At 43.4% G+C, this 14,425-nt stretch carries 13 protein-coding genes; 6 read left to right on the top strand and 7 right to left on the bottom strand.

Translation table 11 applies throughout. The features are described from left to right. The first annotated feature begins 18 nt into the window (after positions 1-18). On the top strand, positions 19-1,656 hold the full coding sequence (pgi, locus tag JEZ96_RS04855; RefSeq protein ID WP_011790382.1) for a glucose-6-phosphate isomerase: 1,638 nt from the start codon (positions 19-21) through the stop codon (positions 1,654-1,656). 216 nt (positions 1,657-1,872) lie between these two features. After that, on the top strand, positions 1,873-2,058 hold the full coding sequence (locus JEZ96_RS04850; RefSeq protein ID WP_011790383.1) for a DUF3545 family protein: 186 nt from the start codon (positions 1,873-1,875) through the stop codon (positions 2,056-2,058). A 93-nt stretch (positions 2,059-2,151) separates the two neighbouring features. On the opposite strand, the gene JEZ96_RS04845 is transcribed toward JEZ96_RS04850, so the two are convergent. From JEZ96_RS04845 to JEZ96_RS04830, 4 genes are all read right to left on the bottom strand, one after another. After that, the gene (locus tag JEZ96_RS04845; RefSeq protein ID WP_025008790.1) at positions 2,152-2,688 is read right to left on the bottom strand and encodes a hemerythrin domain-containing protein; all 537 of its coding nucleotides are present in this window, start codon (positions 2,686-2,688) and stop codon (positions 2,152-2,154) included. Between the two features lie 221 nt (positions 2,689-2,909). Beyond that, positions 2,910-3,665, bottom strand: coding sequence for a hypothetical protein (locus JEZ96_RS04840; protein ID WP_025008789.1), 756 nt, complete (start codon positions 3,663-3,665; stop codon positions 2,910-2,912). Further along, positions 3,658-4,263 (bottom strand): sigma-70 family RNA polymerase sigma factor, encoded by a 606-nt coding sequence (locus tag JEZ96_RS04835; protein WP_025008788.1) that lies wholly within the window; start codon positions 4,261-4,263, stop codon positions 3,658-3,660. Before JEZ96_RS04835 ends, JEZ96_RS04840 begins: the two co-directional genes overlap by 8 nt. An 86-nt stretch (positions 4,264-4,349) precedes the next feature. After that, the gene (locus JEZ96_RS04830; RefSeq protein WP_198779856.1) at positions 4,350-6,269 is read right to left on the bottom strand and encodes a vWA domain-containing protein; all 1,920 of its coding nucleotides are present in this window, start codon (positions 6,267-6,269) and stop codon (positions 4,350-4,352) included. Between the two features lie 202 nt (positions 6,270-6,471). On the opposite strand from JEZ96_RS04830, the gene dauA reads away from it, so the two are divergent. The 4 genes from dauA to JEZ96_RS04810 all read left to right on the top strand — a co-directional run bounded on the left by dauA (position 6,472) and on the right by JEZ96_RS04810 (position 11,519). Then, on the top strand, positions 6,472-8,229 hold the full coding sequence (dauA, locus tag JEZ96_RS04825; RefSeq protein WP_025008787.1) for a C4-dicarboxylic acid transporter DauA: 1,758 nt from the start codon (positions 6,472-6,474) through the stop codon (positions 8,227-8,229). A 280-nt stretch (positions 8,230-8,509) separates the two neighbouring features. Continuing rightward, positions 8,510-9,001, top strand: coding sequence for a 5-(carboxyamino)imidazole ribonucleotide mutase (purE, locus tag JEZ96_RS04820; RefSeq protein WP_011790389.1), 492 nt, complete (start codon positions 8,510-8,512; stop codon positions 8,999-9,001). Next, on the top strand, positions 9,001-10,098 hold the full coding sequence (gene purK / locus JEZ96_RS04815; RefSeq protein WP_061782632.1) for a 5-(carboxyamino)imidazole ribonucleotide synthase: 1,098 nt from the start codon (positions 9,001-9,003) through the stop codon (positions 10,096-10,098). The genes purE and purK overlap by 1 nt, the downstream gene beginning before the upstream one ends. A 152-nt stretch (positions 10,099-10,250) precedes the next feature. After that, complete coding sequence (locus JEZ96_RS04810) at positions 10,251-11,519, top strand: sensor domain-containing diguanylate cyclase (RefSeq protein ID WP_025008785.1); 1,269 nt, start codon at positions 10,251-10,253, stop codon at positions 11,517-11,519. A 92-nt stretch (positions 11,520-11,611) separates the two neighbouring features. Here JEZ96_RS04810 and JEZ96_RS04805 read toward each other — a convergent pair whose 3' ends face one another. From JEZ96_RS04805 to gshA, 3 genes are read right to left on the bottom strand one after another with little or no spacing between them, the layout of a single operon-like run. Then, the gene (locus JEZ96_RS04805) at positions 11,612-12,229 is read right to left on the bottom strand and encodes a transglycosylase SLT domain-containing protein (RefSeq protein ID WP_011790392.1); all 618 of its coding nucleotides are present in this window, start codon (positions 12,227-12,229) and stop codon (positions 11,612-11,614) included. Between the two features lie 7 nt (positions 12,230-12,236). Further along, positions 12,237-12,680 (bottom strand): hypothetical protein, encoded by a 444-nt coding sequence (locus JEZ96_RS04800; protein ID WP_011918837.1) that lies wholly within the window; start codon positions 12,678-12,680, stop codon positions 12,237-12,239. Positions 12,681-12,697: 17 nt separating this feature from the next. Further along, positions 12,698-14,347, bottom strand: a complete 1,650-nt coding sequence (gene gshA, locus JEZ96_RS04795; protein ID WP_061782631.1) for a glutamate--cysteine ligase — start codon at positions 14,345-14,347, stop codon at positions 12,698-12,700. Between the last annotated feature and the right edge of the window lie 78 nt (positions 14,348-14,425).

Here is a 14,425-nt window from a genome sequence, read left to right as displayed (position 1 = left end):
TTCTTCGGAGACGATTCGATGACACTCTTGACCCAAAGCTCAACCTGGCAAGCTTTATCAGCACACACACAAAACTTACCCCATATGCGGGAATTATTTGCAACTGATGCGGCACGTTTCAAAAATATGTCACTATCGGCTTGTGGTTTGTTTCTCGATTACTCAAAAAATAGAGCAACGGCTGAAACTCTTGAACTGTTATTTTCCTTAGCCAAAGACAGTCAACTCGAAGCCAAGATTAAGGCAATGTTTGCCGGCGAGATAATAAATACCACGGAAAAGCGCGCTGTATTGCATACCGCGCTTCGCAGCAAAGCTAGTCAGTCAATTATTGCCGAAGGCCAAGATATCGTCCCAGAGGTTCAGCAAACCTTGAGTAAAATGCAGGAATTTGTTGAAACAGTGACTTCTGGACAATGGAAAGGATACACAGGCAAAGCAATAACCGATATTGTGAGTATCGGTATTGGGGGCTCTTTTCTTGGCCCTAAAGTGGTTTCTCAAGCCCTACGTCCATACTGGAACCAAGGTTTAAATTGCCATTTTGTGGCAAACGTTGATGGCACTTCTATCAGTGAAAAACTGAAGTTGCTCGATTCTGAAACCACACTGTTTATCATGTCTTCTAAGTCCTTTGGTACCCAAGAAACACTGACAAATACCTTAACAGCCAAGGCCTGGTTTTTAGCTAAAGGCGGCTTACAATCCGATGTGGCTAAGCATTTTGTTGCAGTCACGTCAAACGTGACTAAAGCAACTGAGTTTGGTATTGATGCCGATAACATCTTCCCTATGTGGGACTGGGTTGGTGGCCGCTACTCGCTTTGGTCTGCCATAGGTCTGCCTATTGCATTATTGGTGGGTATGGATAATTTCAGAGCCCTACTCAATGGTGCTCACCAAATGGATGAGCATTTTGCCAGTGCACCCTTGGCAGAAAATATGCCCGTCATCATGGGACTACTGTCTCTATGGTATGGTAATTTTTTTAATGCTCAATCCCATGTGGTATTAACATACGATCACTATCTACGTGGTCTACCAGCCTACTTCCAACAACTCGATATGGAAAGTAACGGCAAGTCAGTCACACTCGATGGAACTGACGTTGATTACAGTACAGGTCCCGTAATTTGGGGAGGTGAAGGCACGAATGGTCAGCATGCCTACCACCAACTCATCCACCAAGGTACAGCATTGATCCCTGCCGACTTTATTATGCCGCTGCAAAGCCATAATCCCATTGGCGTACACCATGATCAATTAGCATCAAACTGCTTTGGACAAACCCAAGCACTTATGCAAGGTAGAACCTTCGAGGAAGCGTTAGCCGAATTGGCGAATAGTTCGTTAACTGATGAAGAAAAACAGCTAATAGCAAAACATAAAGTGATGCCCGGAAACAAACCAAGCAATACTTTATTGATGAACAAGCTAACGCCAGAAACCTTAGGTGCGCTAATTGCGCTGTATGAACACAGAACCTTTGTTCAAGGGGCAATATGGGATATCAACTCCTTCGATCAATGGGGAGTCGAGTTAGGTAAAAATCTCGGTAACGATGTGCTCGCGAGGATCAGTGCTGAACAAGATTCCAGCGCCTTAGACGCTTCAAGTAATGGACTGATTAACTTGTATCGACAAGGTGCAATTTAATTGAACAAAAAGCCAGCAATTGCTGGCTTTTTTATTGTATGCCTTTATTTATAAACACTTTATAGTCAACTCGATCGACAATATCTGTACCTAATATCCAGAATATATCATCCAAACTTCATTTCAAGTTAACACAAATGAAACATAATTCTTGCACCCTGTTTTGAAAATATGTTATTTAATCGCTGACAAAACATACAACAACAGGAGGTTACCATGGATCGTTTAGATTATGGTTGTGCGCTAGATGAAGTCGTTGAAAGACCCGATCGCTCGCGAGGCTCCAACAAGAAGCGTAAATGGCGAGAGATTGAAGCGTTAAAGGATAAACATCGTTTGCTTAAAGAACTCCAAGAAATTGATAATAACTTTGACTACGATATTGATTCGATCCAGTTGTAACCTTATGTTTGATAATGCTTATACCATCGTATTAAACATAACCGAATGAAAAAAGCGCACTAGGCGCTTTTTTCATTCGCCCAAATATTACTTCTATTCAGACTCGGAAAGATAAGATCGTAGCTCATCAAATGCCTGTTGCTCTCGGTCCAAAAACAGTGGGTCATCAATAAGGGATTGTTGGCATTCCTCTTCAATCACTAACCAGTCCTCTTCCGTTAGGTTTTGAGCGAGGAGCGGAAATATCTCTCTCTCTTCCATTTGCATATGCCGCTCTTGTAATTCAACATACTCAGCAAAATCTGTAATTAACTTTTCTCTCGCAACAACGATATCACTCAAAATCAAATTTAAAGTATTCATCAACGTCGCAGAAGCTTGGATCACCGTTTCATGCTCATTGCTCAGTTTATTAATATCGTCATTGGCCTTATGTGCTAAATAGTAAGCATAAATAATGTCTTCAATAGGATGATGGCTGCGCTCGGCATACTCTTGCATATACTCGACGATGTCTCTTACCACGATAAAATTAATCGCTTCACCCTCAGATAGTTTCATCTGTTTGTTTTTTAAGACATTCAATAAAACTGCGATATGTTTATGATCATGCATAAGTCTTTTGAGCATACTGCCTCCTGAATTTAGGCCATGACTATTGATACTAGTCAAGTCATAGTGCGAACTCCAATATAACAGGCTAAATCCTGTTCACTTTATGACGGCGATCAAGTAAATCATATACCTTAGGGTAAAAAACTGCCGCACCAACAAGACTAACATCCTTTCATTACATTCGGTTTTATAAATCGAAGCATCCTCTAACATCATCCAGTAAAATCACGATAGTATTACTTAACAGCTTGATGTAACTGTTGTTGTAGTATCTTAAATTCTGCACGGAGTGTTTGAGATAATTCATCTTTCGAGTTATTAAGCTCCTCCGTCATCGCGAGTTCGGGATACCTAGTCAACAGTATTTGCTCTAGTGCTAATGCTTGCTCATTTTCTTTTGTATCGATAAATACTTTTAATCTTTGTAGTGACTTCTCTAAGGATTCTTTATCTTCGATATCTCGACCAACATGTTCAGAATTTGCCCCATGTTGTGGCAATACTGGGCTTGCTGCGGCTATGGAAGTGACATCTTGCTCAAGGGATTCTTCAGTAGCTTGAACAGCCATACGTGATCTCGCTTGCATGGCTTCTGACTGAGCGGCGTCGACTGAGCGGCGCTCCGCTTGCTCGCTTTGCCCGGCTCTCATCTTCGCTGCGACCATAGGCTCAATTGTTTGAGGTACTGGTGCACTCATACTCAGTTCAGGAACAATGGCTACATCATCAATTTGTGGACGAATTAAGATGGCTACACTAATCACAATGATCAATGATGCTACGCTAGATAGAGCTAATGGAAAACGTCGCCAAAAAGGTACCATCACAGGTTTTTGCCTAGTCCTATCCATATCAACAAGACGGGTTTGGGCAAGCGCTAAAATATCTTGATCTAACTTTGCGGATGGCATTTCTAACGACTGCTGGTGATACCAAATAGAGACTTGCTTTCGTGCTTCAGTTTCTTCGGTATTGACTGTGACATTATTCATGGCCCGCCTCCTGCCATTTCGCATTTACGCACTCTTTTAAGCTTTGATAGGCATAGCGAATTCGACTTTTTGTTGCTTCGAGGGTTACCCCTGCGATATCGCTTATCATTGCAGCAGTAAATCCCATTTCAATGTTAAGAATAAAGGCTTCTTTCTGTACTTGGGGCAATAGTGAAATACAGGTTTTAAGTAGCAAACTCTTTTGGGCTTCTTGCCAGTGGATATCAGGTTTATCTTGATCGCATCCCTCAAAAGTATCTAAGCCAGTCACATCGGTATCACTTGCGATGAAATCGACAGGCTTGACAGCTCGGACATGGTCAATCAATAAGTTATGTGCAATGCGGTAAAGCCAAGTACTGAATTTAGCACTAACTTGATAATTTACTGCGGCACGGATAACCCGCCCCCACGTTTCTTGGTATAAATCCTCAGCCAGTTGCTTATCACCCAACTGGCGCACAAAATAACGATAAAGTGCCCCCTTGTGCTTCAGGTATAACAGCTCAAATGCCTGACTATCTCCTTGTGCATAGCGTTGCATCAGTTGTTCATCGCTATGCTCATGGGCGTGTATTTGCGGTATCGCTAGTGCCACAATTGTTCCCTCATTATTTGGCTTACCCCTACACTGATTGATCCAATTCTTTTGTCCGTCTTTCAAGATTTGCCGAAAATTGACCTTTAATGGAGTTTATCCTCTGGGGGAAAAGGTTTATCGCCGTGTGCAATTGATTGATTTATCGCTGCGGCATTAGATTGTGCAAGCACTGCAGCGGTATCCACTAGTTGCATAAATTCATGCCGATAACCGAAGGTATCATCTCCCAGAGCAGAACGAGTCAGCGTACTTAGCTTAGTATAATCAAATTGATGTAAATAGTGACTATGATTCAATAATTGCCCAAAACCAGCGACTGCTGCCGCAAAACGAAAGTCATCACTAGTCTGATTTAAATGCTTCACACTTTGGTCGATTCGTATTGGGTAGGTAAGCAGTTGGCTCTTATTCTCATCGGGTAATTGGTAGCGTAGCTTCAAAAAGGCAATTTCTTCGCGGCTGTATTTTTCTTGTCCCGTTTGAGGATTATAGCCGTATCGCAACTTATCATTAGCCATTCCCCCCATTTCTGCATAGCGTAATTCATACAATGCCGTCACAGTATGACCCGCACCAATTTCCCCTGCATCCACTTTATCATTGTTAAAATCCTCACGAGCTAAGGCGCGGTTTTCATAGCCGATTAAGCGATACTCGGAGACTAATGCCGGATTAAATTCTATTTGTACTTTTACATCCTTAGCGATGGTCAGTAAGGTCGAACTTAACTCATCCACTAGTACTTTTCGTGCTTCATTCAGCGTATCAATATAAGCATAATGCCCATTACCTTTATCGGCTAACTGCTCCATCAGTTGGTCATTATAATTGTCCATTCCAAAACCTAAGGTGGTAAGGCCAATTCCTCGCTGCTTTTCTTTTTCAATTAGACTGATTAACTGGTCAAAATTGGTTACGCCGACATTAAAATCACCATCAGTTGCAAGAATAACGCGATTAATGCCACCTTGGATAAAATGCTTTTGTGCTAATTGATAGGCTTGCAAAATACCTTGACTACCGTTTGTTGAGCCCCCCGCTCTTAATTGCTCTAATGCATAGGTTAATGCCTGTATATCATCACCCGAAGCGCCATCAAGCACCACACCTGCAGCGCCTGCATAAACCACTATAGAAACTTTATCTTGAGCACTTAATTGCTGGGTAAGCATTTTCAGTGCCGTTTGCAACAGAGGCAGTTTATCGGCTGAAGCCATTGATCCTGAGACATCGAGTAAAAAAACTAAATTACTCGCACCGAGTTCGGATTTAGTCAATTCATAGCCCTTCAGCCCAATACGTAGCAGCATCATGTCGTCATTGTAGGGTGAGGGAGCAAGTTCAGTCGTCACACTAAATGGCGCTGCATTTTTATTCGGCAAGGGGTAATCATAGGTAAAATAATTGAGCATCTCCTCAATACGTATCGTGCCCTTTTCGGGTAGGCTCCCCTCTTTAATCATCCGTCTCAGCGTTGAATAACTCCCTGTATCAACATCAATCGAAAAAGTCGAAATGGGGATTTCACCCGCGACCATAATGCCATTTTGTATTTGTTTCTCGAACCTATTACGCTCAGGTTGCTTAATACCATACCAAGCGTCGCTCGCGATGGGGGCGGCGACATCATAATGAGTATTGATAGCATGCTTGGCAGATCTCTGCTTTGCAGCTAACGATGCATCGATTAAGCGTTCAGAAGATTGCACCTGCTTCAACTGATGGAGCTCCTCCGATTTATGTATCGCTAATGCTTTGCTCTGTTCGCTCTCTAACCTCACAGTCTCAGCTTGATCAGTCAAAGGATGCACGACTAAGGATTTATCCCCATCACTTTGCTTATCAGAGCAACCACTCAATCCGAAAAAGATTGCTAATGTCAGACTCGATAGTAAAAACACTCGGTTCCTTGCTGATTGACGGCATAAAGTGCTATGCGCAAGCGGCACAATTGAAAAATGATGAGCAGATAAGTATTGCTGCTGAGTTGGGGCCTGTTCCATGTAAAAACCTCTGCGATTAACTTATCCCTATTAACGCAGCACAATGTCAAAAGGGTTAAATGTCGCACTTACAAACTAGCCCAAGCATACTATTTTCACAAAACAAAGTAACTTAACCGTAATTTGCAATCATGATCACACAGTAATTTATATCTGGCCTTTAAAATAGAGCCTTGTAATAACCCGCACTCTGGACCCACTCGTGTCACACTCTGCCCATTTGTTTTCATTAAGAATTGCTCACGCTCTCACTGAAGCCTGTGTAAAAGATAAATACTCCCTAAAACGATTTGGGCAAGACCTACTTGCTGGTTTAACCGTGGGAATTATCGCCATTCCTTTGGCAATGGCCCTCGCGATTGCTAGCGGTGTCGCGCCACAATACGGTTTATATACTGCGATTATCGGTGGCTTTATCATTGCGATGTCAGGTGGTTCACGCTACAGCGTATCTGGGCCTACCGCGGCCTTTGTCGTGTTGCTTTATCCAATAGCACAACAATTTGGCTTAGCCGGATTATTGGTCGCTACCGTGATGTCAGGCATGATATTAGTCGCCATGGCGATGCTGCGTCTTGGGCGCTTAATCTTATATATCCCAGAATCAGTGACCTTAGGTTTTACGGCAGGGATTGGCGTTGTTATCGCCACGTTACAACTCAAGGATTTTTTTGGCTTACCTATAGAGCACATGCCGGAGCAATATTTTTCAAAACTTATTACTCTTGGCCAAGCACTTCCTACAATGCACTTACCTAGCTTCTTGGTCGCAACGATCACCTTAGCGACTATGCTGCTTTGGCCCAAACTAAAAATTCCAGTACCTGCACATCTGCCCGCTATTGCTCTTGGCAGCATCATCGCCTTAGCACTCAATGCTATGGGAGCGGATATAGAAACCATTGGTACACGTTTCCACTACCAATTAACCGATGGTACTACAGGGATGGGGATCCCACCCGTACTACCCAGTTTTGAATGGCCTTGGTTACAAGCCGGAGCCAATGGACAACCCTTTGAGTTTAATCTCACGACCTTCCAAGCACTATTACCCGCAGCCTTTGCAATAGCCATGTTAGGCGCCATTGAATCCTTACTCTGCGCCGTGGTGCTCGACGGTATGACCGGAAAACGTCACAGTGCTAACAGCGAATTACTCGGTCAAGGGATAGGTAATATTATCACGCCCTTCTTTGGCGGGATCCCAGCCACAGCGGCGATTGCCCGCAGTGCTGCAAACGTTAAAGCAGGGGCTCAGAGCCCGATTGCATCGATGATCCACGCGATAGTGGTGTTAATTGGTTTAGTTGCCCTAGCTGGGGTGTTAGCCTATTTACCTATGTCTGCTATGGCAGCATTACTACTTGTCGTCGCTTGGAATATGAGCGAAGCCCCTAAAGCGGTGCATTTAATTAAAACCGCGCCCACCAGCGATATCTTAGTCTTTATGAGCTGTTTTTCATTGACGGTTATTTTCGATATGGTTATCGCCATTAGTGTGGGGATTATTCTTGCAGCTCTGCTATTTATGAAAGAAATTGCGGAAATGACAAGACTCTATGATATCAGTAGCAATAAACGCTATGTCGATCAGCCCCTGCCCCCAGATTGGACAGTGCTCAAAATTAATGGACCATTATTCTTTGCGGCGGCAGATCGTATTTTTGCCGAAATAGCCAGTTTAGCCCAAGATAAACGAGTGATTGTATTGTATCTCGATGGGGTATCAATACTGGATGCTGGAGGCTTAGCAGCGTTGACAAAACTGATTGAAAAATGCAAGAAAAGTAATACCAAACTCATTGTTGCCGATCTGCAATTTCAGCCCATCCGCACACTCGCAAAAGCAAAAGTGCAACCCATTGAAGGGGTGCTTAAGTTTTACCCAACCCTGCGTGAAGCCTTAGCAGAAGCTCCATTGGTTTCTGAACAAACTGAACCAGTAGCAGACAATCTTTAAGATAGAGCACATTTTCCTAAGCCAACTCAAGCCCCCCACAGACACATTTAATGGCCTTTGGGGGCTAAAACCATCTCAACTTGGCGCCGATTTCACATCATCAATCTTTGAATACACAATCCGCGTTCTCAATGCTATTTTGCGCGCAGAAATAGCGTTTTACATGGTATTATTCTGCGCCATGATGCACCTAGCAATGAATGGCTTAATAGGCATCAACTGTACCCAGACCTAATACAAGGTCAGAATATAATTAAAATTAGTGAGTTAAGGAGTTATCATGCAAGCCCTTGTTGCTGTTGTTATGGGTTCTAAGAGTGACTGGCCCACAATGGAAGCCGCCGCTGAGATTATGGATAAACTTCAAGTGCCTTATCATGTTGAAGTCGTCTCAGCCCATAGAACGCCAGATAAACTCATGGAGTTTGCAGCCTCTGCCGCTGATCGTGGTTTTAAAATCATCATTGGAGGTGCAGGTGGTGCCGCCCACTTACCCGGTATGATTGCTTCTAAAACTCGCTTACCCGTATTAGGTGTGCCAGTACAAAGTAAAGCCCTGTCGGGTATGGATAGCTTATTATCGATTGTACAAATGCCCAAAGGCATTGCCGTTGGCACCTTAGCCATAGGTACTGCTGGCGCCTTTAACGCCGGATTACTGGCTTGCCAAATCCTCGCGAATAACGATGCCGCCCTAGCAACTCGTTTAGAGGCTTTCAGAGAAGAGCAAACCCGTGCAGTGTTAGACAACCCGGACCCGAGGGAAGTCTAATGACCCAGACAAACATAAAACCTAAGGTTTGGGTATTAGGTAATGGCCAGTTAGGCGCAATGTTAACCCACGCAGGCGAGCCATTAGCAATCGATGTTCACGCTGTAGATATTATGGCGCCAACAGACGAAATACTGCCATTATCCCCCCACGATATCATTACGGCTGAGCGTGAACAGTGGCCAGAATCTGCCTTGAGTTTACAACTCAGTTCCCACCCCCATTTTGTTAACGGCCCCGTTTTCAGCCGCTTAGCTGACCGTTACAGTCAAAAATGCTTACTTGATCAATTAAGCGTCCCCACTGCGCCTTGGGCACTGGTCGATGATGCAACACAGGTCGATGAGCTTTACCAGCGTTTTGGCCCCCGCGTGCTGATGAAGCGTCGTACTGGCGGGTATGATGGCAAGGGCCAACATTGGCTCAAACAAGCCGAAGCGAGTGATATACCAAATGATTGGCGTAACCTTGCAATTGCTGAACAAGCGATTAATTTTGATGAAGAAGTGTCATTAGTAGGTGTTCGTACCCGTGAAGGTCAATGTGTGTTTTATCCACTGACGCTTAATCTTCATCAAGATGGCATATTAATGGCGTCAATTTCGCCGCTAGCGCGTTTAAACCACTTGCAAGTACAAGCGCAAACTATGCTAAGTGCCATTATGCACGAGCTAGAATACGTTGGTGTGATGGCGATGGAATGCTTCCGTGTTGGCAATAATTTGCTTGTTAATGAGTTAGCACCACGTGTACATAACTCAGGACATTGGACGCAAGCGGGTACACATATGGATCAATTCCAGTTGCACCTAAGGGCACTGTGCGGCATCGCAATACCTGAACCACAGGTGAACTTTCAATGTGTTATGGTCAATCTTATTGGTATCGATAATGACCCACGTTGGTTAAGCCTGCCTAATGCTGAACTTTATTGGTACAACAAAGAAGTGCGCCAAGGTCGTAAAGTTGGCCATTTAAACCTTTCGGTACCTAATCAAACTGTGCTCAACACGAGTATCACCGCCCTACAAACTTGGATGCCAACCCAATACCAAGCCCCCCTTGCGTGGATATTGGCCGAGTTTGCCAATACATAATATGAATTAACACTGAGTACCGATATGGAATTATCTTTCTATATCGGTTTATTTTTTAGCATTCGTTATACTAAACCTACTCAACAAGAAGGACTGAGTAGCGTTTTAAGTTCGACCGGCACAAGCAAGAGTACGAATAAAGGAATTTTCGAGTGAAATTAAGGGATAACTTTAAACGTAAGACCATAGACCGCTTAGATTATCGTTACCATTTACTCTTACTTATTGTACCGATAGTACTATTTGTTCTACTGTTCTCTTTCGACACCCGCACCCAAGGTTGGACTATCCAGCCGCTGCTGTTTGTTTGCCTCATTTACATTTTTGCTTATAGCTTAATCTATTATTTACACCAAGGTAGACTCAGTCGACTATGGCTACATTTAGAACAAGTTGTCACTATTAATGATGCTATCTACGAACTTGCCCACCTTTCAAATCAATATAAAGATGAGCACGCCTTTCTTGATGCGCTACTAAACAAAGCCGTTTGTATTATCAATGGTGCAGAAATGGGCAGCATTATTAAAGTCAATGAAACCAGCCATAAGCTGCATTTTGAATCCGTGGTTGGTCTCGACTTAACCAAACTTAAACAACTTAACTTCACCTTAGAGCAGTCCTTTGAATATCGTCTCACCGATGGCAAGTGTGATCGAGTCGTTGTCGTAAACGATATGGAAAATATCAATTCTGGTAGTGGGTTATCTAAAAAAGATCAACAAACCTTATTAACTGTCGCAAAATCGCCCATTCGTTCAACACTTTCAAGCCCTATTCGTGTCGACGGGAAGCTCTATGGAATGCTCAATCTTGACAGCAGCCATGTTGACGCCTTTAACGATTATGATCGCAACTTGGTTTCTATTTTGACCCACGAAGCCAGTAATGCTATCGCTCTTTATCAGAAGTCCCAACAAATTATAAAGCTCGCTAATTTTGACTCTTTAACAGGACTTTACAATCGTAAATACTTCGAGGACAGCTTACTGCAATGGCAACATAAAGCACATTTTGGAAGCTTTGTAGTAATCATTGATATGGATGATCTCAAAACCATCAATGACACTTATGGGCATCAGGCGGGTGATCTCGCCATAAAACAAGTTGCGGATACCATTTTGAGCTACTGGCAAAATAAAGGGATAGTCTCACGCTTTGGAGGAGATGAGTTTGTTGCCCTATGCCATGGTGCACAAGCTGAGCTCGAGCAAGATTTGCAAAATATGCAGTTCAGTCTGCAGCAAAATACGGAGCTCTGTTTAGGCTTTAGTTTTGGTATTGCGCTATTCGAAAGCGATTGGTCAAAATCCTTTAAACAGGCCGATCATGCAATGTATGAGCATAAACGAGCGAAGAAAATAGCCCTTAAAGCATCAGAAGCCTTTACAGATACCGTCGATAATATCACGGAGCAATAATCACCGCACAATCGCGGAATACGCTTAGCTAAAAATAGACACCAAACGCCATCAACATGCAAATTTCAACATTCTGATGGCGTTTGGTTAAATCATCCAAAGAATAATCGCCACAACCAAGAAGAGTCTAAATCTGCTTTACAGGTTTGATATTGAGCGGCATAACGCTTGGATCTCTCATCAACCTTATTGGCAACTTTTATCAACCACGCCTTTGATTTATGGGAGCCACGTCGATAGCCTCCCCACCCCTCGTGGTAATTGAGATACTGAGCACGGGCATCCCACTTAGATACACCATTTATTTTATTGGTCTTATTGATATACCAGCCCATAAAGTCCATCGCATCATCGAAATTACTGCGACTCGACCAACTGTTACCCGTTTCGCGGACATAATCATCCCAAGTCATATTCTTTGCCTGAGCATAGCCATAGGCATCACTCGCGCGACCAATTGGAATAAAGCCTAAAAAATATTCCATTGGTGGTGCGGCGTTATGCTTGAATGAACTTTCTTGATACATCATGGCAAGCGGCACATGTACTGGTACGCCCCATTTATCACGGGTGTCTTTAGCGGCTTGATACCAAGAACGGTGCTCTTGAAAAATATCACAAAGATTATCGGGGGATTTAGGTGGAGAGGTTGCACATCCAACCAATCCCACCATAGTAATGCAGAGCAATGCCGTAGAATACCTATTCATTAATCATCTACTTAGTTTCTGGGCTTAAATCAAATTGACATTCATGGTCTTCTTGCTGCCATACTCCCGGCGCCCAATAGGAACTGTCTTTTCCCATATAACGCTTATCGGTGTGAAATAACGCTCCGATGTGGTAACGCTGATCACTCTCTACTGTCAATTTGAACACCTTGGGAATGCGGGCACTAAGGGAGACGCCTAAGGAGGGATCATCAATCAATTCCGCGACTGTAAACTCGTAGTCTCCAGGAGCTAATTGGTAATTGGGTTTGGACACCACGGCTTTACCATTTAAATGAGTTACCACAACACGGTACCAATGCGTTTTCGCATCAGGCTTCAAATAGCCGGATACTGTCCCACAACTTAAAGTTTCCTCAGGCGAAGATGCACAGCTAGAGAGAAAGAGACATAGGCTTATCGCTACTGCACCCCATTTCAAACTTGTCATACTCCCCCTCCGGATGATCAAAATTGGGCTCCAAAATAGTCTTTAAGATAATCATCAAAAGAAATTGCGCTTTGGGCTGCTTCTAATTCAGCTTGCTTTTCAAGCGAACTTTTTGCCTCAGCTTGATACTGCGCAATCGTTTCTGCAGAAAGTGGATAATCAATGAAATATTGATGATATTGCTCGGCAAGTTTCATCACCCATTGCCCATGATCTTGACCTTTAGCAATTAAATGCTGGATCACTTGTCCTGATAAGGTCTGATTGGGGTCATCTACTGCACGGCGCCAATGGGCTAATGCCGTTTGGTAATCCGATGCCTCACCGTCTAACAGCTTTGCAAGAGGCTGTAATGTATCAAACAGGGTTTCTAGCCAGCTTTTTAAGGATAAAGTACCTGTCGACGTTAACAACTTAAGATCGGGTTTACGTCCTTCAAGCACGACAGATTTAAGGTTGGCACTCAAACGAGCCTCTTCTTTGATATCTGACTTAGGCGATTCAGTTAATAAACAATAGAGTAAAAATAAATCGAGGAAACGAACTTGGCTTGCTTCAATACCGATAGGGCTAAAGGGGTTTACATCCAGCGCCCTGACTTCGATATATTCCACTCCTGCACGCGCTAGCGCCTCTGAAGGTTTTTCGCCACTACGTGTCACACGTTTAGCACGAATAGGCGAGTAAAACTCATTTTCAATCTGCAGGACATTGGCATTGAGCTGTCGATATTCACCATCTACCTTAACCCCAATATTGGCAAAATTTGCCGAAGGCATTTTAATGGCAGCATTTACACCCGCTAAATATTCGGGTAAGGAGTTATAGCTGATGTTGAGATCTTCTTGCTCTTTATTGGTATAACCTAAGTCACTCATACGTAATGAGGTGGCATAGGGTAAATACAAAGTACCTCGGCCTGACTTTTCAAACTGTAGATCGGTTTTTTGCCCTTTAATAAACGAGCTACACAAAGCTGGTGAAGCCCCAAATAAATAAGGTAGCACCCAGACTAAACGGCGATAATTACGAATTAATCCAAAGTAAGATTCAGAAATAAAATCTTCAAAGGTCAGGCTCTTATCACCTATCTCATAGAGGCTTTGCCACAATTCTTGGGACACAGAAAAGTTAAAATGTACCCCAGAAATAATCTGCATCAGGGCACCGTAGCGGTAAGTTAAGCCCTTACGATACAAGGTTTTCATCTTGCCAGTGTTAGATGAGCCATAACGGGCAACCGGAATATTGTGCTCATCTTTGACATAGCATGGCATGCTGACAGGCCATAAACGCTGTCCATGCAAGTGACGCACACTAAACGCATGGGTTTCGGTCAGCCCCTCTAATAGTGGCTCAACCTTGTTATTCACTGGTGTGATAAATTCGAGTAACGCCTCACTGTAATCCGTAGTAATGCGCGAATGCATCAATGCCGAGCCCAATTCGAGAGGATGTGTATCTAATGCGAGATAGCCAGCCACATCGATTCGTAAGGCCTCACGCTCTATACCACGTAACATACCTAAGAGTGCGGTGCGCCCATGAGCGTCCGAGAAATGTTCTACTAATTCATTGAATGACTTCAATTTGCGCTTCTCTGATTGGTGATTCGCTATCGCGACAAAGGTAACAGTCAGACCTTTATTTTGAGGCTTATCTTTCAAAATACGCCTCAAAATAAATCTAAACCTGTTAGTAGGGCAAGCCAAATTGCATTATTTAGTGGTTAAAAGCAGACGGTG

This window comes from Shewanella putrefaciens, assembly GCF_016406325.1.
GTDB lineage: Bacteria > Pseudomonadota > Gammaproteobacteria > Enterobacterales > Shewanellaceae > Shewanella > Shewanella putrefaciens.
This window is presented reverse-complemented; position numbering and strand designations above follow the sequence as displayed.